At 45.0% G+C, this 23,808-nt stretch carries 19 protein-coding genes; 11 read left to right on the top strand and 8 right to left on the bottom strand.

The window, feature by feature from the left end; all coding sequences use genetic code 11:
• Nucleotides 1–142: 142 nt before the first annotated feature.
• Nucleotides 143–391, bottom strand: a complete 249-nt coding sequence (locus tag VEA_RS23630; protein WP_012842405.1) for a hypothetical protein — start codon at nucleotides 389–391, stop codon at nucleotides 143–145.
• A gap of 382 nt (nucleotides 392–773) precedes the next feature.
• On the opposite strand from VEA_RS23630, the gene VEA_RS20115 reads away from it, so the two are divergent.
• Nucleotides 774–1,328: a GNAT family N-acetyltransferase gene (locus tag VEA_RS20115; protein ID WP_006740878.1), complete on the top strand. Its 555-nt coding sequence runs from the start codon at nucleotides 774–776 to the stop codon at nucleotides 1,326–1,328.
• Between the two features lie 58 nt (nucleotides 1,329–1,386).
• On the opposite strand, the gene VEA_RS20110 is transcribed toward VEA_RS20115, so the two are convergent.
• Nucleotides 1,387–1,626 (bottom strand): RNA recognition motif domain-containing protein, encoded by a 240-nt coding sequence (locus tag VEA_RS20110; protein ID WP_005392166.1) that lies wholly within the window; start codon nucleotides 1,624–1,626, stop codon nucleotides 1,387–1,389.
• A gap of 182 nt (nucleotides 1,627–1,808) precedes the next feature.
• On the opposite strand from VEA_RS20110, the gene VEA_RS20105 reads away from it, so the two are divergent.
• Nucleotides 1,809–2,342 (top strand): GNAT family N-acetyltransferase, encoded by a 534-nt coding sequence (locus tag VEA_RS20105; protein WP_006740879.1) that lies wholly within the window; start codon nucleotides 1,809–1,811, stop codon nucleotides 2,340–2,342.
• A 125-nt stretch (nucleotides 2,343–2,467) separates the two neighbouring features.
• Here the strand turns inward: VEA_RS20105 and putP are convergent, their stop codons facing one another.
• The 4 genes from putP to VEA_RS20085 all read right to left on the bottom strand — a co-directional run bounded on the left by putP (nucleotide 2,468) and on the right by VEA_RS20085 (nucleotide 9,167).
• Entirely contained in the window at nucleotides 2,468–3,961 is a 1,494-nt protein-coding gene (gene putP / locus VEA_RS20100; RefSeq protein WP_005392162.1) for a sodium/proline symporter PutP, read from the bottom strand.
• Between the two features lie 136 nt (nucleotides 3,962–4,097).
• Nucleotides 4,098–4,805, bottom strand: coding sequence for a 1-pyrroline-5-carboxylate dehydrogenase (locus VEA_RS20095; RefSeq protein WP_006740880.1), 708 nt, complete (start codon nucleotides 4,803–4,805; stop codon nucleotides 4,098–4,100).
• Nucleotides 4,806–4,816: 11 nt separating this feature from the next.
• Nucleotides 4,817–7,948 (bottom strand): bifunctional proline dehydrogenase/L-glutamate gamma-semialdehyde dehydrogenase PutA, encoded by a 3,132-nt coding sequence (putA, locus tag VEA_RS20090; protein ID WP_006740881.1) that lies wholly within the window; start codon nucleotides 7,946–7,948, stop codon nucleotides 4,817–4,819.
• Nucleotides 7,949–8,354: 406 nt separating this feature from the next.
• Nucleotides 8,355–9,167 carry an AraC family transcriptional regulator gene (locus VEA_RS20085; protein WP_006740882.1) on the bottom strand — a complete coding sequence of 271 codons (813 nt, stop codon included), beginning with the start codon at nucleotides 9,165–9,167 and terminating at the stop codon, nucleotides 8,355–8,357.
• Nucleotides 9,168–10,141: 974 nt separating this feature from the next.
• Between VEA_RS20085 and VEA_RS20080 the strand changes: the two genes are divergently transcribed.
• On the top strand, nucleotides 10,142–10,861 hold the full coding sequence (locus tag VEA_RS20080; protein WP_006740883.1) for a helix-turn-helix transcriptional regulator: 720 nt from the start codon (nucleotides 10,142–10,144) through the stop codon (nucleotides 10,859–10,861).
• 72 nt (nucleotides 10,862–10,933) lie between these two features.
• Here VEA_RS20080 and pdxH read toward each other — a convergent pair whose 3' ends face one another.
• Nucleotides 10,934–11,569, bottom strand: a complete 636-nt coding sequence (gene pdxH / locus VEA_RS20075) for a pyridoxamine 5'-phosphate oxidase (RefSeq protein ID WP_005392142.1) — start codon at nucleotides 11,567–11,569, stop codon at nucleotides 10,934–10,936.
• A 115-nt stretch (nucleotides 11,570–11,684) separates the two neighbouring features.
• Between pdxH and VEA_RS20070 the strand changes: the two genes are divergently transcribed.
• From VEA_RS20070 to VEA_RS20035, 7 genes are all read left to right on the top strand, one after another.
• A complete protein-coding gene (locus VEA_RS20070; protein ID WP_006740884.1) occupies nucleotides 11,685–13,559 on the top strand; it encodes a sensor histidine kinase in 1,875 nt (624 codons plus the stop codon).
• Nucleotides 13,552–14,778 carry a sigma-54-dependent transcriptional regulator gene (locus tag VEA_RS20065; protein ID WP_006740885.1) on the top strand — a complete coding sequence of 409 codons (1,227 nt, stop codon included), beginning with the start codon at nucleotides 13,552–13,554 and terminating at the stop codon, nucleotides 14,776–14,778. Before VEA_RS20070 ends, VEA_RS20065 begins: the two co-directional genes overlap by 8 nt.
• 172 nt (nucleotides 14,779–14,950) lie before the next feature.
• Nucleotides 14,951–16,342, top strand: a complete 1,392-nt coding sequence (locus VEA_RS20060; protein ID WP_006740886.1) for an HlyD family type I secretion periplasmic adaptor subunit — start codon at nucleotides 14,951–14,953, stop codon at nucleotides 16,340–16,342.
• A gap of 114 nt (nucleotides 16,343–16,456) precedes the next feature.
• Nucleotides 16,457–17,140, top strand: coding sequence for a transglutaminase-like cysteine peptidase (locus VEA_RS20055; RefSeq protein WP_005392134.1), 684 nt, complete (start codon nucleotides 16,457–16,459; stop codon nucleotides 17,138–17,140).
• A 5-nt stretch (nucleotides 17,141–17,145) separates the two neighbouring features.
• Nucleotides 17,146–19,059: a bifunctional diguanylate cyclase/phosphodiesterase gene (locus tag VEA_RS20050; protein WP_031780239.1), complete on the top strand. Its 1,914-nt coding sequence runs from the start codon at nucleotides 17,146–17,148 to the stop codon at nucleotides 19,057–19,059.
• Between the two features lie 15 nt (nucleotides 19,060–19,074).
• Nucleotides 19,075–21,189: a type I secretion system permease/ATPase gene (locus tag VEA_RS20045; protein WP_006740888.1), complete on the top strand. Its 2,115-nt coding sequence runs from the start codon at nucleotides 19,075–19,077 to the stop codon at nucleotides 21,187–21,189.
• A gap of 508 nt (nucleotides 21,190–21,697) precedes the next feature.
• On the top strand, nucleotides 21,698–22,291 hold the full coding sequence (locus VEA_RS20035) for a mechanosensitive ion channel family protein (protein ID WP_012842403.1): 594 nt from the start codon (nucleotides 21,698–21,700) through the stop codon (nucleotides 22,289–22,291).
• Nucleotides 22,292–22,592: 301 nt separating this feature from the next.
• Here VEA_RS20035 and VEA_RS20030 read toward each other — a convergent pair whose 3' ends face one another.
• The gene (locus VEA_RS20030; protein ID WP_025627651.1) at nucleotides 22,593–22,931 is read right to left on the bottom strand and encodes a hypothetical protein; all 339 of its coding nucleotides are present in this window, start codon (nucleotides 22,929–22,931) and stop codon (nucleotides 22,593–22,595) included.
• Between the two features lie 230 nt (nucleotides 22,932–23,161).
• Between VEA_RS20030 and VEA_RS20025 the strand changes: the two genes are divergently transcribed.
• Nucleotides 23,162–23,746, top strand: a complete 585-nt coding sequence (locus tag VEA_RS20025; protein WP_006740891.1) for a flavodoxin family protein — start codon at nucleotides 23,162–23,164, stop codon at nucleotides 23,744–23,746.
• Nucleotides 23,747–23,808 lie beyond the last annotated feature (62 nt).

Here is a 23,808-nt window from a genome sequence, read left to right as displayed (position 1 = left end):
TAACCGAGTATGAAGAACAAAAGTAATCTAGCGGCTCCCGTAGAGTCGCAAATTTGAAAGCGTGTGATACGCCTTTATAGATCTGGCGTGCGGGGCAAGCAAGCCGCCCTGTTTAGCTATTAATCATAGCTATCGCTCTGAATTAGAGAGCTGCCGACGTATGCCTGGTAGGATGAGGAATCACTTCTCCAATTGCACGATGATTACAGCATCGGCAGTAGTATTGTGGTTCCATCTCGTAGTAGTGTTCACCTGATACAAATTTCGCCATCAGCTGTGTAAAACTCACCACTTTACCTGTCAACGAATCAACGGGCTGTGGCTCGCAACGCTTCATGATCACTTTATGTTGCGTTGATTTTCTACAAGCTGCGCAATATATATCCGGCATTTCTCTTCTCCCTGTTTTTCAGTACTACTGACAATTGACATATTTTGTTCAAAATAATTCCACAATAAAAAAGCCCCTTTAATTTTTTGTGTCCTATCTTCAAAAAATTGGACGAAAGTATCAAAAAATTGAGACATTGGTCAGACCTCAACTTTTGTACCATTATTATGAACGAACGCGCTTATGTGTAATAATACGATACATAACACATAAGCAATTGTTGCTACTCGCTATTTCAATCTGCAATGATCATTTTTATGGCGTTTTAAATATGGCTTTCACTCACATTTTCGATTCAGGCATTACTTGGTTGTTTAAACATGCCTGATTTACAGTGTGAATCTGCAATTTCCACGATACTGACTCATCTCAAGGACGCACGATGACGCTTCAACCAACGCTCACGACACAAAGGCTTATTCTTCGCCCATTTCATCCGACAGACAGCGCAACAGTCGCACGACTCGCAGGAGACAAGAGCATTGCAGATATGACGGCAAATATTCCTCATCCCTATGAAGAGCCGATGGCACAAGTTTGGATTAAGAGCCATGTTGGCGTATATCAAAAGCGTAGCGGGGTCATATATGCTATTACCCTGCGTCAAGACGAAGTGTTAATTGGTGCTGTTAGTCTGCTAAACATCTCGGAGGGAGTCGGCACATTAGGGTATTGGCTTGGCGTCGATTATTGGGGTAATGGGTTTGCTCAAGAAGCGTCAATGGCTTTAATTCAATTTGCCAGAACACATTTTGAGTTATCGGGCCTAAAAGCGATGCACTTGGTCGAAAACAGACAATCCCAATCAGTCATTCAAAAGTTGGGCATGACGTATATCGACAATCACATCATCAAAATGCAGGGAAAAGAACGAGAAGTCTGCGTATACCAGCAAATATTTTCGCCTCAAGTAACCGTAGCAACCTCTCAAAATTAAGGCACTAAAAAACCAGCCTCTCAGCTGGTTTTATCTTTCACCTTGAAAGGCAAAAATACTAGTCTTGTGCGACTTTCACACGAATCTTGCTCTTGTGTACTGAAGACAGGTTTAGTGCCTCCAACGCCGCAACGGCTTCGGCTTCATCCGGCATGATCACAAAACCAAACCCTTTTGATAAACCCGTCTCTTGATCAAGCACGACGGTGCAAAGCTCAACTTTGCCGTAGTTTGAGAACAGAGTACGGATGTCTTGCTCTGTCGTCTCACGAGCTAAGTTTCTTACTAGAAGTTTCATATTAAACCATTTTATGTTTATAACGCCTCAATTCTCTCAGCTTCTCCCTTACAAACCAAGTGAATAATGTTCTTGCGAAGGCTAGATGTCTCTAAGTGTTTCTGTTTAAATGATTTTTAGTGATAACGCTCTGAATCATGCATTACGAAACGATTGGAGTATAAAAGCCTAGGAGATTCGACATGGAAACCAAACGTTTAAAGCTCATCCCAGCTTGCTTGGAACGTGCAGAAGAAGCACATCAGGCCGTTGTTCGTAGCCAAAAAACGCTTGAAGTTTACCTGCCATGGGTACCTCACGTGCTCACTTTAGAAGCTATGATTGCAGGGACAGAGAAAGCCATCGCAAACTTTGAAAACTTCGAAGAAGAGTTACGCTACTACCTAATCGACAAGGAAAGCGATCGTTTACTCGGCGCCATTGGGTTAATGATCCATGATCAAGAGATACCGGCATTTGAGATTGGCTATTGGCTTGATGATCGCGCGGTAGGCTACGGTTATATCTCTGAGGCGGTAGCGGCGATTGAAAACTATGCATTCGAAGCGTTGGACGCGAAAAGAATCGCGATTTTAGCCGATGCGAATAACCGCAAAAGTCGTGCGGTTGCTGAGCGCTGTGGGTATGAGTTTGAAGGTGAGCTACGCAATGCTCGGCGTGCGCCTTCTGGCGAGCTGAGTAACACCGTCATTTACGCCAAAGTTCGTCGTGACTAACACACTTCCCAACGAATAAAGCAACGTGACAGTCTGGCCTCAAGCAATCACCATTAACGTTTATTAAGTTCAGATAAAACAAAGCCCGCTGTATAAGCGGGCTTTGTGTTCGTAAAAGGAAATAATTAGTCTAGTTCAACTAGTTTCTTCTCGTACGATTGATGTTGGTCTAATACGTCTTGCGCTGCACCGCCTGTCGCTTTGCTGATAACAACGATAGCAAGCGTAGAGAAGATGATGCCCGGTACGATTTCGTACACATCAAACCAACCGCCAGTTAGCTGCTTCCAAACTACGATAGTGATACCACCAACAAGGATACCTGCTAGTGCGCCGTTACGGTTCATACCGCTCCAGTAAAGGCTAAGTACAACCGCAGGACCAAATGCAGCACCGAAGCCAGCCCAAGCGTAAGAAACAAGACCAAGTACTGAACTATCTGGTGTCATTGCTAGGAATAGCGCAACAAGCGAAATAACGATAACGCCGATACGGCCAATCATTACGATTTCTTCTGAAGACGCTTCTGGCTTGAATACTTGCTTGTAGAAATCTTCTGCAAGCGCTGAAGATGAAACAAGAAGCTGTGAGTCTGCTGTACTCATTACCGCCGCTAGGATTGCTGCTAACAACATACCCGCAACGACAGGGTGGAATACTGCGTTAACCAATAGCATGAAGATCTTCTCGCCGTCTTCTAGTTGAGTACCCGGATGACCCGTAACCCAAACCAGACCAACAAGACCAACAAGCATTGCACCAACCATAGATAGTGCAGTCCAAATCACAGCGATACGACGTGCAGTCGTTAGATCTTTGTTTGAACGAGACGCTTTAAAACGCGCTAGGATGTGTGGCTGGCCAAAGTAACCAAGACCCCATGCCGCTAAAGAGATGATCGCAATCGCAGACAGTGGTTCGCCTTTGGCGTCATTCCATAGCGTTGCAAGTTCTGGGTTGATGTCATGCAGATCAGAAGTTAGCTGACCTAGACCACCGTCCATTACTGCAACAGGAACAATCATTAGCGCAGCCGCCATTAGCAAGCCTTGCACTAAGTCAGTCCAAGATACCGCAAGGAAACCACCGAATAGTGTGTAAGAAACCACACACACCGTACCGATGATAACAGCGTAGGTGTAATCTAGACCGAATACCGTCTCAAACAGTTTGCCCCCTGCGACCAAACCTGAGCTGGTGTAGAAAAGGAAAAATAGAAGAATGAAAAACGCAGAGATTGTCTGGATCAGTTTCGACTTATCGTTGAAGCGACGTGACAGGAACTCTGGCAACGTTAACGCGTCAGTTTGGATACTGTAGGTACGTAGGCGTTTTGCACTGATGAGCCAGTTTGCCCATGTACCAAGAAGTAGACCGCCGGCTAACCAGAAGGCCTCGATACCCGCAGCGTACGCATAGCCAGGCAAGCCTAGCAGCAACCAACCACTCATGTCTGAAGCACCTGCAGATAATGCAGCAGGCCACGGACCTAGGCTACGGCCACCTAGGAAGTAATCAGATGAATTGGAAGTCCTCTTATACGCGTAAACGCCAATAGCAACCATAATCAGTAAATACGCCACAAAAGTGGACGTGATAGCAAAGCTATTTTCTATCATTAGATAGTCCTCGTTATAATTATTTCCTTCCTTGCCTGCCCTGATATTTTACCGTCTCAGCAATACATCAGAGTATAAGAAACCAATCTGGACCGGCTCTCAGTCCAGTTACTCCAGATTGGTATCACAAGTCAGGTTAGTGAGTTTCGTTCCCCAACTCGAGTAGAGTCGCGTTACCACCCACCGCGGTAATATTTATCGTTCGAGTGCGCTCGGTAATGAAGCGCAACGAGAGATGAGGATCATGAGCCAATTTCGGTGACTCTAAATCCGTTTCAGAAACTAAGCCGACGATTGCACCGTCACGCTTAGCTAGTTGAAGATTGAGCGCATGCTCAACCTGTGAACGCCCAACATAACCCACACTACGTACATCGCTCTCAAGCAACGGGGCAGACGCATCGTACGCAACAACCTGGACTAAGTTAGATGGGAAGTTTGCCAACGCTACAGCTTGCTTAACCAGTTGGTTTAGCTCTGCATTGTCACTGCAAACGACCACACTGTTGCCTGCAATTAAGGCACAGGTGATCATCGCAAAAGCACTGTATAACGCATTATCAGCAGGCTCGATGTTGTTTTCACAAATCACCAAAGCCACACCGCGTCCTGCGGCATACAGTTCGTTAGTTTCCCCTGTAGGGCCAACTAACTGGTGAGTTTCTGCAAGAAGAGTTGATGCTTGTTGCAAGTGGTAAGAAACCACTTTGGCAACGGTAGACTGCTGCCCTTCTAATGCAGATTTAAATGCCAGAACATGCTCGCATTTGTAATCAAAATCAGTCAGATTCCACTGCTCCCACGCAGAGAATGCATCTTTAAAATAGGTGATCTGATGAACCATAATGCGACTCCTTATGCGTTTTCTGCTTGAGCAAGAAGATGTTGAGTAAAGCGGAATAGGTAGTGTGGACCACCAGCTTTCGGGCCAGTACCCGACAAGCCTTGACCACCAAACGGCTGTACGCCAACCACAGCACCAACTTGGTCTCGGTTGATGTAGCAGTTACCCACTCGAGCGTGTTTCTCAATCCAACGGTACGTGGTTTCGTTACGGCTATGGATACCCATCGTCAAGCCAAAACCCGTCTTGTTGATCTGCGCAACCACGTTCGGTAATTCAGAGGCTTTAAAGCGAACAATGTGCAAGATTGGACCAAATTGTTCTTCTTTCAGCACATCGATGCCCGAGATTTCAAACGCACTTGGTGAGACAAAGTCACCATGCTGGCACGATTCATCCAGCTGTAGCTGAGCGACTTTAGTCTGTGTTTTGCTCATTTGCTCAAGGTGAGCAAGGAGTTTTTGTTTTGCATTGCTGTCGATAACCGGACCAACATCCGTTTTGTGTAGGTAAGGTAAACCAACATGCAGCTCATTCATCGCACCTTGAATCAGGTTGATCATACGGTCTGCTACATCTTCTTGTACAAATAGAACACGAAGGGCAGAACAACGCTGACCGGCAGATGCAAACGCCGAACGAATCACATCACGCACCACCTGCTCTGGCAATGCAGTACTGTCCACGATCATTGCGTTTTGACCACCTGTTTCCGCAATAAACGGAACCGGTTTCGCGCTGCGCTCCGCAAGCGTGACGTTAATGCGTTGCGCAGTTGCCGTTGAACCAGTGAATGCCACACCAGCAATAGCATCATGAGAAGTCAGTGCATGACCAATCTCAGCGCCGCGACCAGTAAGTAACTGAATCACACCAGCAGGGAAGCCAGCATCAAGCATTAATTCAATAGCGCGAGCGGCGATTAAGCTTGTTTGCTCTGCAGGTTTTGCAACCACAGTGTTACCCGCAATCAGTGCTGCCGTTACCTGACCAAGGAAGATAGCCAGAGGGAAGTTCCAAGGGCTGATACACACAAACACACCAAGACCTTCACGGCTAGAAATGCGTTTCACACCATCGAAACCCTCTAGCTCAAATGGCTGTAGGTTTTGCGCTTGTTTCGCGTAATAACGACAGAAATCCACTGCTTCACGAACTTCATCAATACTATCGTGAATCGTCTTGCCCGCTTCTTTGTGACAAATCGCCACCAGCTCAGCCAGATTTTCTTCCATTAAGTCAGCAAGCTTTTCTAAACAAGCCGCTTTTTGCTCAACAGGAACACCTTTCCAATCAGAGAAAGCAGTTTGCGCCGCATCAATTGCAGCGGAAACATGATCAAGTGTTGCAAATGCCACCTTGCCGACTTCAATTCGGCGATCGTACGGTGCGGTGATGATCTCAGCCGCATTTTCCTTGATCATGCTTTCGGCGAAACGCTCACCATTGATCATCGGGCCTGCAACCCACTGATTGTCCATGAAGCTTTCTACCTGCGCTTCAAATGGCTTCGCCTCACTGTCGATATCAATGTTGACGCCGTATGAGTTCTTACGCTCAGGGAAGATGTCGGCAGGTAATGGGATCTTGTCGTTGTGTAGCGTGTCAAAACCCGTCAACACATCAACAGGGTGATGAGTCAACTCGTAAATCGGACAACGCGCATCAACCAGACGGTGTACAAACGAGCTGTTTGCGCCATTTTCCAGCAGACGACGAACCAAGTACGGAAGAAGATCAGCATGGCTACCGACAGGAGCGTAAATACGTACTGGCTGACCATACATTTCCATAACATGGTTATACAGTGAATCACCCATACCATGCAGACGCTGGAACTCGTACTCTTTGTGCTCAGCCATAACGGCGATTGCCGTCACCGTGTGGGCATTGTGGCTTGCAAATTGCGGGTAGATATTACCGCGAACACCTTCGCTAAGTAGGAAACGAGCACAAGCTAGGTACGCAACGTCCGTCGCTTCTTTGCGAGTGTATACCGGGTAATTAGCGTAACCCGCTTGTTGAGACCACTTGATTTCGCTGTCCCAGTACGCGCCTTTAACCAAACGCAGCGGAATAAGGTCACCCTGCTCTTTTGCGAGTGCGTTTAGCCACACCAAGACTGGTAGAGCACGTTTTGAGTAGGCTTGAATAACCAAACCAAACTTGCCCCAACCTTTCACAAGATCGCTACGGTACACTTTCTCAAATAGCTTCAGAGAAAGCTCAAGGCGATCCGCTTCTTCTGCATCGATTGTGATTGCAACGTCGACTTCAATAGCACGTTTTAGTAGTTGCATTAGTGAGTCATACAACTCTGTCATTACACGTTCTTCATTTGCGACTTCGTAGCGCGGATGTAATGCAGAAAGCTTGATGGAAATCGAAGGCGCAGGACTGGTGTCATTGCCGTAAGTCTCTCGACCTACCGCTTCGATCGCCATTAGGTAATCTTTGAAGTACTTGTTCGCGTCCGCTGTAGTTAACGCCGCCTCACCTAACATATCAAATGAGTAGGTGAAACCTTTGTCGCGCATTGGGCGACCGTTCTTTTGCGCTTCTTCTATCGTACGACCACGAACAAACTGGTGACCCATAATCTTCATTGCCTGATACATGGCTTTACGAATCACAGGCTCAGAGAATTTATTTACCAGACGGTTTACAGCCTGACCTGGGCTCTGGGTGCCTTGCTCACCAAGACCAACCACTTTACCTGTTAGCATGAGGCCCCATGTTGATGCGTTAACAAACACAGAGTCAGAGTTTTTCAGGTGAGATTTCCAGTCTGCGACGCTCAACTTATCTTTAATCAAAGAATCTGCTGTCGCGGCATCTGGGATGCGCATTAATGCTTCTGCAAGACACATCAGCAAGATACCTTCTTGAGTATCTAAGCTGTATTCCAACAATAGAGCATCAATCATCTGGATTGACTTCTTATCGGCACGAATGGCTTCGATAAGTTGGGTCGTTTGGGTAGTGATCGCCGATTTTTCATCCTCTGTCGGCGTCGCTAGTGGCAATAGTTGCTCTAGCCATTGAGACTCGTCCACCATATACAATGGCGAGATCAGTGACCACAACTTATCAAGCGGCTGCCCGATAAATTCCGGTGTCAACACGTTCGTAGCTGTAAACATGTGTGTTCCTCAATCTCACTCCTCGAAAACCGCTTCGAGGATTATCAATGGCTGGCAGTGTATTTTGAGGCCGATAAGAATACTTGTCAAAAACTACGACATTTTTGCCAAAAACTCGCTTTTATAACAAAACATCCACATAGTCACATTCAAATAGGTAATATTTTGTGTTGTAAATTTTAATTTTTTCATTGCAATCACAACAAAATGTCAAGAATATCAATAAGATTTTTGTGAAGCGTTCGTTCTAAGAGAAAATGTAGGATCAAGTGGCATATCAGTCACACCAAAGGACAGAGAATTTAACAAAACGAGAGATAGGTCACGTGAATAAAACACAAAAAAACCATGCATATTGCATGGCTTTGTTCTGATTGCTGCTAATTTGACCTAAAAATACGCGTTGTTATCCAACTTGTTTTTTATAACGGGATGGCGATATTCCCTGTAAGCGAGTAAAAGTATGAGTAAACGTACTCTGGCTTGAGAAACCAGTGAATTCGGCAATTTGCCCTAAAGAAAGGTGGCCTTGCTCGATTAATTCACGAGCCATGTCGATACGCTTTCCGAGAACATATTGATGAGGTGTAATCCCCATCTGCTCCTTAAACAAGCAATGGAACTGACTTTCCCCAAGAAACACTCGTCCCGCTAACTGAGCCACACTGATCTTATGGCTAAGGTGCTGCTCGATGTAGCGATCAATCGCCTCCAAATCAAAGCGTGACTCTTTTCGGCTAGTCTCAAATGCCGAGATATGGCGCTGCATCAGTGCAATCACAGTGTCGTTGCACGCACGACTTAACAGCAGATCATCCGGATGGTTTCGCATTTCCTGAACCAACATCTGTATCAGCTTCTGAATTTGACCGTCTAACTGAAAGTAGACATGGTCTCTTTCTAGATTATTGATTTTCTGCAGCATTTCAGGATCATCATTTGTCGGTTTTGGCATATTCAGCACCAAAATATCCGATTGATTAATGACGCCACCGAAAGCATGATCAGAGCATGCGGTTACCACACAACCTTGGCCAGGACCGACAAGATTACCTCGTCCACGCACTTCAAATTCGGCTTGTCCTTTTAAACCAATCACGATCTGTGTGTAAGAATGATCATGGCAGTCCATATAAGACGGAAGTGTGATCAGTTCTGCTGGCTTAGGCAGCATAATCTCTTGATATGGCGGGGCTTTGGGGTTATCTGAATCACTCATTTTAAACAGTCGTCTTTACACGGTCAGCTTACGTCTTGGCATCATATACCTTCCTTGTTGGGTTGCAACTTTTCCCCAACTCAATCGCACAAGATCAAAACAGCATGATCAAGTTGGTTTACATGATCATAGTTCCGGAACGATGATCATGCGAGGTTAACTTACGGTCAATGAGCAACCAATTTTATTAACAAAAACGGATAGATAGAAGCACCTTACGTATACATAACCAATAGATATAAAGATCCTTGTTACCGAACAATCCGTTATTTGGTAGAACACTGCGGTTCAAAATAGATAAATCGCTTCATAAACAGATCAAAGCCACCTCCTAAAGTTAACATAGAGGGATTTCCCCCCTTACTAATATGCCTCTGATTCAATACATTAGTCCTCGAGCTTTAAGATGCATACGATCTAAAGCTCTCGGTATCTCATTGATACCTCTAACTTACTTAGCAGACCCTCGCTAGGTAATTTAGAACCTCTTCTACACGTCGACAAGATTATATCTTGTGTTGCCAGCCCGTCTTCAGGCTGGCTTTTTTTTCGCTTCTCAACAATGAAAACAATAGCATAAGCTGATATTATAGCTTTCGTCTCACTGTCCCTCTCATATGACTTAGGCGCCGTTCTCCCTCTCGATGAGTGATATGAACGCTAACTAAATTACAACTGAGTTGTAGGAAGCATGATCAAGGACGATACGAGTTGTAAGCCGAACATCAGGCGGACATCCGTGAGCGCACATATCTGTAATGAAACAGACCATTTTCCCAATTAAATTCTTCGTTCAATTTCGTTGTTGTTTATCACTGTGTGACGAAAATATCGAACACCATGAACTTAATTGGATTGAGCGCCAATCAACGAACGTGTTCTAGCAATGTGACTGCCTACTTGGCAATGTCAATATTAACAACGCAACACAAACGTCTCTGTATTGGTAAAAGCAGTATGTAGTGAGTCCTTTTGTGAATATTTCAGTCGATACCATAGAACAATCCCTCCTTAAACAGCTACCAGGTTGTTGGGGATGCAAAGATAAAGATTCGGTATTCCGCTACGTAAATCAGGAATACGCAGAACTGTTGGGACACACGTCGCCCGAGGAGTGCGTCGGTAAAACTGATTTTGAGATGGCAAGCCCAACCACTGAATGTGCACAAGAATTTCAACGCCAAGATAAACACGTTATCGAAACTGGTGAGTCACTCAAAATTCTTGATATCCACCCTTATCCAGATGACCGCTGGCGAGCCCATATCTTTACTAAAACACCGTGGCGAGATGACAATGGTAGCATCGTAGGGACCATTTTCTACGGAAGAGAACTCACCGACACCGCCGTGATTGAAGTCGGGTATTGGGTTTGTCGTGCAATCAGCACCAACCCTAATCAGCAATCCATCTTTCGTTTCTCTGACTTACAGCCAAAACCAGAGAAGCTCACATGTCGCGAGCAAGAAACGCTTTTCCTCCTGCTCTACGGCAAGAAGCCACAATTCATCTCTCAGGTCATGGGCATATCAACAAAAACCGTTGAAGGTCACGTCGCACGCTTACGTAATAAGTTTGCAGCGAACAGCAAGAACGAACTAATAGATAAAGCAATGGAAGCTGGCTACGGCTCTGTTGTACCCAAAACGCTGCTTAAGCATCAATTATCGGTAGTGTTGAATGGAGAGCGATAATTCGCGCCACTTTCCACCTACAAAAACACCGCCCAAGTGGGCGGTGTTTGTTTATTCATGAGGCACGAGAGTTTATGGCGCTAGACGGTCAATGTCCCAACTTCCGTCATGTTGGGAGAAAAGAAAGCGGTCATGAAGACGATGTTCACCACCCTGCCAAAACTCGATGCTCTGTGGTTTTACGCGAAAGCCACCCCAGAAGGTTGGAACCGGTATTTCACCCTTCGCAAATTTCTGTTTTAGCTCTAAAAACTTACCTTCTAATACGCCTCGAGCAGAAATACGGCTACTTTGCTTGCTCGCGATTGCGGCTAATTGGCTCTCTTTTGGACGAGAAGTAAAGTATTTCATATTTTCTACGGCGGTGAGCTTTTCCGCCACACCTGTAATATGAACCTGGCGCTCTAACGGATGCCAAGGGAAGTGCAAACTAATATTGCTGTTATGCTCAAGCTGCTGGGCCTTGCGACTGCCTAGGTTGGTGTAAAATACAAAGCCATTTTTGTCGACGTTTTTCAATAGAACAATGCGTTGAAACGGCATGCCATTTTCATCAACCGTTGCAACTGTCATCGCAGTCGGATCCGTTAAACCCGCTTCAACTGCTTGCTCTAGCCACAGATTAAATTGATCAATAGGATCAGCTTTCAAATCTTTACGACGTAGCCCACCTTTGGTGTACTCACGACGAATATCAGCAAGTTCCATCTTTACTCCTTCACTCGTTTTTGTCGATTGTGCTCCCGATACTGAGGAAATACAAGGACATCATTGTGCTTGTTATCGTTGCCGCTCACAGCATCACAGTGTGTCATTTGATACCATGACACAAAAAACCAGTGAGCTGATCGTGAACTTACTCAACCCTAAAGCCCTACGCCATTTTCTATTGCTACTGTGTGCCGTTGGCATTTCAGGGCTTGCGCTTACTCATCATTACGCAACTCAATACCAACATGATCAGTGGCAACAAAAGCTAGAGAGACAAGCAGCGCAAGTGTCGCAAGAAGTCGACTACGAACTGGCAAAGTTTGAACAGATACCAAACCTATTAAGTCACGATCCGAGATTACTCAAAGCAGTAGAACGCGGAGCGCCCTCTCACGAGCTCAACCTATTGTTAGCAGATTGGTTGAAACAAAGTTTGGCCGATACGATTTACGTTCATGACCGCACAGGGTTGGTCATTGCCTCAAGTAACTTTCAGCAAGAAGATACGTTTGTTGGTTCCAGCTTTAGCTATCGTCCCTATTTTAAAAATGCGCGACGCGGTGAACCTGCTCAATATGTCGGGTTAGGCGTTCGTTCAAATAAACGTGGGTACTTCTTCTCATCTCCGCTTTGGGTAAATGATGAGGTCGTTGGCGTGATCACGGTAAAAGTGAATTTGGAGCAGTTGGAACAGCGTCTTTCGCAAACCACGACGGACGTACTCATCACGGATAAACACAATGTCGTGTTTATGAGCAATTTGCCTAACTGGCGCTATCGTGCACTTTTCCCGCTGTCACCGAGTGCGATAAACGAGCTTACCGAAACGCGTCAGTATGGCGATACCTTACCAGAGTATTTTGGTGAGCTTACCGCGCAAAGTGGCGTCAGCGAGTTTGCTGATAATCAATTGCTCCTCTCACCCAATTACCTCGCATACGCGACACATTTATTGGATAAAGGATTTCGCGTCGTTGCCTTGATAAACCACAACACCGTCCTTGCCGCCGTTTTACAGGCTGATATCGTCTTCCTGATTCTATATGCGCTCATTGCGCTGATTGCATTGGCGTGGTTCCAAACACTCGTGAACAAGGCACGCCTAGCCGACCTTAATGTGAGCCTAGAAGAAAAAGTGGTGCAACGAACCTTAGTGTTGAGTGAGGCCAACCAAAAGCTACAACAGACCATCCGCCAATATGAGCAAAGCCAACAAGAGCTTAAACAAACACAACAAGAACTGACTCAAGCCACGAAATTGGCATTGTTGGGAGAACTTTCTGCCAGTATTAATCATGAGATAAATCAGCCACTTTCCGCACTAAGAACCTATACCGAAAACTCGCAGCGTTTGTTGGCAATGGAAAAATACCCAATGGTCGCCGACAACTTGGGCAAAATGCTGACACTCAATGACACCATTTCGGAAGTGATCGCTCGCTTAAAAGTCTTTACTCGGAAAGCCACGCACGATTCACACAATGAAATCGCGGTACTGCACGACGCAGTACATACTGCCACCAGCATTTTGAGCAACAAACTCATTAAACAAGGGGTGACATTAAAAGTCCCAGCCATCGATTATAATGTGAAGCTAGCAATTCACAGCGTTGAGTTAGAGCAAGTTCTGATCAATCTCTTCCACAACGCTGCACAAGCGATGGAAAACTACTGCATTGATCCGCAAATATCTATTGCCGTTCAGTGTCATGATGACAGCTGTGACATTCTTGTTTCCGACAACGGGCCCGGCATGTCGGACGAAGCCCTAGCAAAAGTCTTTGACCCATTTTTTACGACTAAGCCAGAGGGCTTAGGATTAGGTTTGACCATCTCCAAACGCATTTTAGAAAGCTATCACGGTTCACTCAGTGCTTATAAACATCAGAACACGGAACAACAAGCAGGAGGCATGACCTTTATCGTGACACTGCCAATCGCTATCCAAAACCAACGCAACCCAGAAGTGGAAAACAACCATGAATAATCCCGTTTTCTTTGTTGATGATGAACCACATATTCGTGATGCCGTCGCTCAAGCACTGCTTATTGAAGGGATAGACGTCACCTGCTTACCAAACGCCGTGGAAGCCTTACGCGTTATCGACCCAAATACGCCAGCGATCATCATCACCGATATCCATATGCCCGTGATGGATGGATTGGAGTTCATGCGAACGTTGCGAAGTAAAAACGATCACTTTCAATTTATCGTACTTACCGGACATGGAGATGTGAAAACCGCGGTAGATGCGATGAAAAGCGGCGCGTACGACTTTCTCGAAAAGCCTTTTTCAACGGAACAACTTATGAAGTCGCTCAATAACGCTGGTGATAAGTTGAATCTATTGCAGGAAAACATCTGGCTTAAAAAAGAGCTCGACATGCAAACTCACGTTGGTCCGAAAATGATTGGTCACAGTAAAGCCATGGTGAGCATTCGTCGCGCTTTGATCAGCGCACCAACGAACCAGCCGCTCATTTTTGTTGGTCAAGATGGCACAGGTCGCCGGCTCGCCGCGCAATTTGCCCACGACATACATGCAACGCCAGACAGCGAGTTAATCGCCGCTTCTGGTGAGGATCTCTATGAGCTTTCATTAGAAGCCCTCGATAAAGCCATACATCGCTTGATTGAAGGAAAAAGCCATTGCAGCTTGTACTTACATAGTGCTGAGCATGTCTCATATGAACAATGGCAATGCTTATTTAACCACCCGAAACTTGAGCGTGTTTTTGGTGCAACAACCCAAGTTGATCCGTCTATCAAAGCCCTGGCTAGTCTAATTCACTTGCCGACACTCGATGAAAGAAAAGAAGACATTGGACCTTTATATAAGCACTTTGTACGCCACGCAGCGAGCCGTTATCAGCTTCAACCGCCACACATTAGCTTAGAAGAAGTCAAACATCTGACCGATTTAGAATGGCCAGAAAATATTAAGCAGCTGCGCCAATTTGCAGAACTTCGCGCACTCAAGCCCGATACCTTCCGAATGGAAGATTGGAACAGTGAAAAAAGTATCGAAATTCAGAGTATGACTCAGCGCACAGAATACTTTGAATATTGCTTATTATTCGATGCACTACAAAGACACCGAGGCAGACTCAAAGAGGTTCAACTAGAATTACAGGTATCACGCAAAACCTTGTACGACAAACTAAAAAAACATCAGTTGGATAAAACCAAGTTCAAGGCGCAATAGCCATACTCTGACGGTATCTCCACTTTTCTTTTGCTAGAGAAGCATTGAAAACGCTCATTCGGAGAGAGAATGGTCTTCGTCTCATATTTTTATTCGCCGAGCATACTGACATGATCGGTTAATAATAATAAGATCAAAAAGATAATCAGCATTTATATAAGCAGGGACTGTGATGAGCCGAGATAACTACAACAAACTCAACAATGAAGAGTTGGATTTTGTTGACGACAAAACTGCAGCATTGCTCCTCAACACCCCCAACAGCGCACGTTTGATGCTCTGGGTGATGGTGTTGTTTTTTATTGCTGCAATAGGCTGGGCATCTTGGGCTGAAATCGACCAGGTCACTGTTGGTCAGGGAAAAGTCATTCCCTCTTCACAGATTCAAGTTGTCCAAAACTTAGAAGGTGGCTTAGTCAAAGAAATTTTAGTCAAAGAAGGTCAATTGGTTGAAAAAGGTCAGCAGTTACTTCTTATCGATGACACTCGCTTTCGCTCTGATTTTCGTGAGCGTGAACAACAAGTTGCCAACCTAACTGCGTCTGTGCTGCAACTCTCAGCTTCAATCAACAGTGTTGCCGTGAATCGTGATTTTAAAACGGAAAACTGGCGCCAAAGCGTAGTACTCGATTATGGAAAACTGACCTTTCCACCAACTTTAGAAGAAACTCAACCGAAACTCACTCAGCGCCAGAAAGCTGAATACCGCGAAGATTTAGACAATTTACGCAACCAACTTTCGGTGATTGACCAACAAGTTCAGCAAAAGCAGCAGGACTTGGTAGAGATTGAAGCGCGAGTAAGGAACTTACGTCAAAGCTATCAATATGCGAAGAAAGAATTAGACATCACCAAACCGTTGGCTGATGAAGGTGTTGTGCCTCGTATTGAATTACTCAAGTTACAACGCCAAGTCAACGACACCCGCCGCGAAATGACTTCCAGTGAGCTCAAAATCCCGGTATTAAAGTCAGCGATTCGAGAATCCATGCTTAATCGCATTGATGTTGCGCTCAAATTCCGTTCAGAACAGCAAGAGAAACTCAACAGCGCCCAAGACCAGTTATCTGCTTTGGTTGAATCAGCAGTGGGTTTAGAAGATAGAGTTAATCGAACCGTTGTGAACTCGCCAGTCACAGGCAAAATCAAAACGCTGAACATCAACACCGTTGGGGGTGTTATCCAGCCAGGCATGGATATCGTCGAAATTGTACCAACTGAAGATACGTTATTAGTAGAAGCGAAAATTGCGCCCAAAGACATTGCATTTTTGCGCCCAGACCTACACGCCATCGTGAAATTTACGGCTTACGACTTCACTAAGTACGGCGGCTTAGAGGGTGAATTGGAACACATCAGCGCAGATACAACCCAAGATGAAGAAGGAAATAGCTTTTACATCGTTCGTGTCCGCACCGATAAAACGAATTTTGGTCAAGATGCAGATTTACCAATCATTCCAGGAATGACGGCATCGGTCGATATCATCACAGGGAAGCGAACCGTTTTGGAATATCTACTTAAACCGATTTTAAGTGCCAAAACGAACGCCTTGAAGGAGTAAATCACACCAAGGTACTCACAACGGCGAGTATTGAGCGATAAGTGATTAAATAAAAAGCACTTGTTTCTCACTGACGAACCCTTTAGAAGAGTATACTTGTGATATGAGTCGAATATGCGATCCAATTTGAAGCGTAAAGTTACATTATTAATCAGTTTAAGTTGTTTTTCGTTCCAAATTGGTGCGTTAAGCAGTAAAGAACAACAATGGGTCAATACGGTCACAGCGGTGTACGGCGAACGTGCGGGATTGCGCGTAAATACATGGCGAAAAAACCTCGACTTATTTAAACAATTAGAGACACATGAACAGCTCGCTGGCGTCAACGACTTTTTTAACCAGCTGTATTTTGTTGACGACATAAAACTGTGGGGAAAGACAGATTATTGGGCTACGCCACTCGAATTTTTAGGGAGTAATGCAGGGGATTGTGAGGATTTCACCATCGCCAAGTACTTCTCGTTACTCGAGCTAGGAATACCAGATTCTAAGATGCGTTTGATCTACGTAAAAGCCATCGAACTGAATCAGTTTCACATGGTATTAGCTTACTACCCAACCCCAAGCTCTGAGCCGCTCATTCTCGACAATATCAACCCTGATATTGTCCGAGCCTCTAAACGTAGCGACTTGCTACCGATATACAGTTTTAATGGTACAAACCTGTGGTTGATGAAGTCTTCTGCTAGCACTGGAGAGCTGGCAGGGAAAGCATCACGGTTGAGCCTTTGGAATGACTTACGCTCGCGCGAACGTAAGTTGCAGTTAAATAAACCTAAAATTAACTATGACGAGTGAGAAACATGACCCTATATAAGAAGCTTGTAGTGGGAATGGTTACGGTCTTTATACTCTTGTTGGCATCAGTATTCGTAATCCAATTCAACACGACTCGAGACAGCTTGGAACAACAGCAACGTTCAGAGGTCAACAACACCATTAACACCGTAGGTTTGGCATTGGCTCCTTACCTTAAAGACAAAGATAAAGTCGCGGTAGAATCCGTGATTAATGCTCTGTTTGACGGCAGCACCTACTCGGTTGTTCGCCTTACCGCTTTAGATTCTGACTACCAAATCGTGCGCACTTACCCGGTTAAACCAAGTACGGTGCCACAATGGTTTATCGACATGAATCTATTCAAAGCCATTCACGATAAGCGCGTAGTAACCAGTGGTTGGATGCAACTTGCTGAAGTGGAAATCATTAGCCACCCAGGAGCAGCTTACGAGCAGCTCTGGCAAGGCTTTATTGGTTTGTTATCTGCATTCAGTGTCATTTTCCTGGCTGGTTTAATTGCGATTTCGTACATCCTCCGTCGCTCACTAAAACCATTAGCGGCCATCGTGAAAAAAATGCATGAAATCGCTAATAACCAATTTGGTGAACCACTTGCTCGTCCAAGAACCAAAGATCTGATCGCGGTCGTAGATGGCATTAACATGATGTCTGCTCAAATTGAGCTGTCATTCAAAGAGCAAGCGAAAGAGGCACAACGACTGCGTGCTCAAGCTTACCTCGATCCTATCTCCAAACTGGGTAATCGCTCGTTCTACATCAACCAAATCGACCAATGGTTGGCAGAGCAAACGCAAGGGGGTATCGCGCTACTCCATGCAGAATACATTGGTGACATTTACGAGACAAAAGACTACCAACGCGCCGATGCCCACGTAAAAGAGCTGTCTCAACGTCTGAAAAACACCATTGATGTGCCGGGAGCTACCATTGCACGCCTGTCTAGTGATGAATTTGGTCTGCTTTTCCCACACATGGATGAAAGCGAACTACGCATTTTGGCGGACAGCATCGTGAACTGCGTTAACGGGTTGAACACTGATCCAACAGGTCTAGCCAAACCAAAAGCAGCCTTAGGTGTTGCGCATAGTAAAGACCAAAAAACGCGCTCTGAAATCTTATCTATGGTGGATAATGCGCTCTCGAAAGCCAAAGCTCAACCAGACAAAGCTTACGGCTTTATCGGCAGTGACACACCTTCTAACTTAATGGGTAAACAGCAGTGGAAAGCGCTGGTTGAAGAAGCGATTCATAGCGATTGGGTTAAATTCCGCTTCCAAGCAGCGAAGAACACTTGGGGTAAAGTGTTCCATAACGAAGTGTTCTCAAGCATCGAAAAAGAGGGCGAAACGTTCCGTGCCAACCAATATTTATTCGCACTAGAGCAGCTAGACGCCACCAATATTTTCGACCAATACGTTATTGAGTCGATGATTAAGATGCTAGAAAGTGGCGAGCTAACTGATCCTGTCGCGATCAATATTGCGCAAAGTAGCTTGTCTCAGCCATCGTTCATTCGCTGGACCACCAGCATGTTGGAAAAACACGCAAAAGTGGCCTCTAAGCTACACTTTGAAATTCCAGAAGAGTGTTTTATTGATCAGCCTCACCACACGGCGCTGTTATGTAATGCCATTCGCCAATCCGGGGCTGAGTTTGGCGTAGATAACTATGGACGTAACTTCCAGTCATTGGAGTACATCCAAGAGTTCCGCCCTAACTATGTGAAGCTCGATTACCTATTCACACACAACTTACACGACGAAAAACAGAAATTCACGCTAACGTCGATTTCTCGTACGGCCCATAACCTAGGCATTACGACTATCGCGTCGCGTATTGAAACTCAAATCCAGTTGGACTTCCTCACCGAGCATTTTGTTGAGGTATTCCAAGGATTCATCGTCGACAAGGAATAAAAAGGTTTACCACAGATGAAAGACCCTTTACTGAATTCGCTCATCTATGTTAGCCGTTACTATGGGTTAGCTAACTCGCCAGAAGCGCTGGTCAATGGCCTTCCGCTTTCAGACGGCAAGCTAACTCCATTTTTGCTACCAAGAGCAGCGGAAAGGGCCGGATTGGTTGCCAAGGAAAACCGTGCAGAGCTGGAGAACATCTCCAGCCTGATTCTGCCGGCAATCTTAGTTCTTAAAGGCGGTGACTCATGCGTTCTCAACAGCATTAACGCGGAGACACGCGAAGCCGAAGTCACCACCTTAGAAAGTGGAATGGTGCCAATCTCCATTCCATTAGAAGACCTACTTGAGCAGTACACTGGTCGCTACTTTTTAGTTAAAAAGCAATTCCGTTTCGATGAGCGCTCTCCCGAGGTGCTCAAAACCAACGAAGGTCACTGGTTTTGGTCAACCTTGTGGCAGTCAAAACGTATCTACCGCGATGTTTTAATCGCCTCACTTCTCATCAACCTCTTTGCCGTTGCCGCCCCGCTGTTCACTCGCTTGGTGTACGACAAAGTGGTACCGAATCTCGCGTTTGAAACCTTATGGGTATTGGCAAGCGGCATCTTTGTTGTCTTTCTATTCGATTTCATACTCAAATCGTTGAGAAACTACTTTATTGATGTCGCAGGAAAGAAGTCTGACATTCTGATTTCCTCCAAGCTGTTCAGCAAAGTGATGGGCATCCGAATGGAGTCCAAGCCGCCTTCAGTCGGCGCATTCGCTCGCCATCTTCAAGAGTTTGAATCTATTCGAGAATTCTTCACGTCTGCAACCGTCAGTGCCCTAATTGACCTGCCTTTTGCCATTCTGTTCTTGGTGATTATATGGCTAATGGCTGGCGATCTTGTGTATGTTCCAATGGTCGGCGTGGTCATTTTGATTGTTCATTCACTACTGATTCAAGGACCGCTGCGTCGCTCTATAGAGGAAGGGTCACGCTTAGCATCGCAAAAATACGCCAACTTAATTGAGAGTCTAGCGGGGCTAGAAACCGTAAAAATGCTCAGCGCGCAAAGCCAATTCCAATACCGTTGGGAAGAAGCGGTGGCGCACATGGCGAACTGGAATATCAAAAGCCGCCGCATTACCGACAGCATCCAGAACGCGGCTGGCTTCGTGCAGCAAAGTAGTAACGTTGGGATGATCATTCTCGGTGTTTATCTGATTGCAGAAGGCGAACTCACCATGGGTGGCTTAATTGCCGCAACCATGTTGAGTGGTCGCGCCATAGGGCCTTTGGTTCAGTTGTCTTTGCTCTCAACGCGCTACAACCAGGCGAAGTCTTCTATGACGATTATCAATCAAGTCATGGAAATGCCGGACGAGCAAGAAGAAGGGAAACGCTATATCCATCGCCCAATCATCCAAGGTAAGATTGAAATTGATCGCGTAACGTTTCATTACCCAGACTCTCCTGTCGCGTCTATACGTAACATTTCTCTCACGATAAATCCTGGTGAAAAAGTCGCGATAATCGGTCGGATTGGTTCGGGTAAGACAACGTTAGAGCGCTTGATTATGGGCTTGTATAAGCCAACAGAGGGGCACGTACGTATCGATGATACTGATATTGCACAGCTTCACCACGTTGATGTTCGACGTAACATCGGCTGTGTGCCTCAAGATTCGAATCTATTCTTCGGTTCGATTCGCGACAATATTACCTTGGGTCGTCCACTAACCGATGACCGAGACGTGCTTGATGCAGCAAACCGTGCAGGCGTGACCGCATTTACACAATCGGATCCAGCAGGTTTAGAACGTCAAGTAGGTGAAGGTGGTGCGATGCTTTCTGGTGGTCAACGTCAAGCCGTCACGATCGCTCGTGCATTTTTGGGCCGTCCTCCCGTCCTACTTATGGATGAACCAACCAGCGCGATGGATAACCGCTCTGAAATGCATATTAAGCACCAGCTATCTCAGCTCAAACCGAGCGAAACATTGATACTGATTACGCATAAAACGTCGATGCTCGACATCGTTGATCGAGTAATTGTGATGGAGAAAGGCAGCATCATTGCTGATGGTCCTAAAGCGCAAGTGCTGAATGACCTGAAGCAAGGCAAAGTACGTGCGGTTAGCTAACCGAAATTAGCATTTAGAAAAGAGAAAGGCCCCGTTTGACTCATGTTTAACGGGGCTTATTTTATTGAGAATCCAAGATAGTTAAGCTCTTCAAGCACTATCCAAACGAGTACAAGGCCAACAATCACGAATAAAATCATAATCGCCTTTTCATCTTCTTCCATTTGATAGATATCCTAGCAAGCCATTTCACTCAACACGTCTTAGGTTATCAGGACAAAAATCATATTCAGCACGTTTATACGATCCTAGCCTCATACAATACCGGATATGAGATACAGCTCAAACATTAAACACTTTAAAACCGCATCAACTTTGGTTGAATATATGCGGTGAGCGCAAACAGAAGTAAAGCTCTGCACACTATTGATAAAACTCTACAACTCTCCGTAGGCTCTAGGGCGAAATTCCTAGGTAGAGAGACGAAAATGGAGAGAAAAATTTGTGATTACTTACATCAGAAAATCAGCTATAACAGCGGTTTTCTTAATATCGTCGAGTTGAAGAAATGAATGATTGGATCCATCTAGATCAAGTGAGCCAGTATTTCACCGCTGGCTCTCTCGGGTACAAAGTCTTAATGGGCATTATTGTCCTGATTGCTTATCGCATTCTGAAGAGAATCGTCAATCGAGCCATTTTAAACTTAGCGACCTCAAAAGGTGTAAAAAAGGCCCGCCTGAGTTTTATTCAGCGTTGTTTTAACGTCGTGCTTTTATTTTTAACCGCGTCTGTTTTTGCCATTATCACCGGGATTGGCTATGGCGATGTGTCATTGTTCCTATCGTCCATTTTCGCCGTATTGGGTGTGGCGTTTATTGCGCAGTGGTCAATTCTGAGCAACATCACTGCCAGCTTTTTGATCTTTTTTGTCTTCCCATACCGAGTGGGCGATCGCATTAAAGTCGTAGACAAAGACGAAGACATCAGCGGCGAGATTCAAGAAATCAGTATGTTTCACGTGTTAATTAAGCACGATAACGGTAACTTGATCACTTACCCAAACAACCAGATTTTGCAAAAAGCGGTACTAAAGCTGGCGAAAAACAAGCCAGAGCCAAGTAAAGCAAAATCTCGGATTTATACTCGCAGAAAGAAATAACCCACTAAAAAGCCGATGTAGATACATCGGCTTTTTAATATCACTTGGTAGTCACAAATAACCCAAAGTTAATGGAGAACAACAGTGAAGAGACAAAACGTATAAACTGAAAGGTCACCGCTGTATTCTTTCATGATAAACACATGACACATCGCCGAAACCAAAAGCGCCACTTTAACCAAAGTAAGCTTCTTCTTTACGAACCTTAAATAAATACAAAAAATAGAGATGGTGCAAGCAAAGAAAAAATCGTCACTAGTTCCATCTTCCTTAAAATACAAGGACATGGTTTTAGTTAAGCTTATATTTTTAGCTTCATTATGAGCCACCCACTAATATTTAGCGAGATAAGGGCAGAAAAGAGGTAAAAAACAAGACTGACCGAAACAAAAAGTAGTGCATGCACTTTTTCTTCTAAGCTCTCTGGATGAACATTCATATCCACATCAAACACCCCCCCTATAAAGTGTGCAAATGCCGTGGAAAAGGCTGTAGAAAGGCCTCCTACCATAATGATAATAATCCCTCGCCTTAAGAAACGATGAAATGTACTTTTCCCGCCTTGGATCAGGTCTGAGTTTACATATTTTAATCTATTTTTCCGCCTATTAATCATCACTAGTATCGGTACCTTTATCATTGTTTCCAAGAGAGTTTTCTACATCTTTAAGGTCTTCCTTTAACGCTTTTATACACGACATTCGCCATCATTGCATTCACTGTAGTTATGCCGTCGACTTATCCTATAAGAAAGCTCTTTAGATACCAATTCGTACTTTATCTATCTCAAATCTCTTCTTGACCTCAACTTATCTTGAGGTTTTAGCCTTATTCGCACGATTCAAAATCAACAATACAAAAGGAACCATAGTGTCCAAAATTGCGATTATTTATTTCTCTAAAACCGACGTTACTGGCCAACTTGCTCGCACGATTGCTGCAGGCGTTGAACAACAAGGCATTAAGCAGCAAGGTGAATGTGAAATCCTCTCTCACCGAATTGAAGGCAGTGAGATTATTGAGGGACGTTTTGTGAACCCTCACTTAATGGATGAGCTTGCTGAGTGTGATGCGATTATCTTTGGCTCACCGACCTACATGGGCGGTGTAGCAGCGCAGTTTAAAGCATTTGCAGATGCAAGCAGTGAATCTTGGTATTACCAAAAATGGGCGGGCAAAATCGCGGCTGGCTTTACCAGTGGTGGAGCAATGAATGGCGACCAATCTTGCACATTACAATATCTACAAACGCTCGCTAACCAACACGGCATGATGTGGGTCGGGTTGGATAAGATCAGCAATTCTGGGGAGCAAAACCTGAATCGTTATGGTGTACAAGGTGGTATTGTTGCACAAGGTGGTGAAGGTGGTCAGTTGCATGCCTCTGATGTTGCAACGGCGGAGTATCTTGGCAAACGAATCGCAATGCTAGTGGACAAGCTCTCCGCTCGCTAACAATAAAAAGAAGCCCCGTAAGACACATCTTCGGGGCTTCGTATTTATCGCTTGTTTTGAGC

The organism is Vibrio antiquarius (assembly GCF_000024825.1).
Taxonomy (GTDB): domain Bacteria; phylum Pseudomonadota; class Gammaproteobacteria; order Enterobacterales; family Vibrionaceae; genus Vibrio; species Vibrio diabolicus.
Note: the sequence above shows the minus strand (reverse complement) of the source record. Positions and strands in the feature narration are given on the sequence as shown.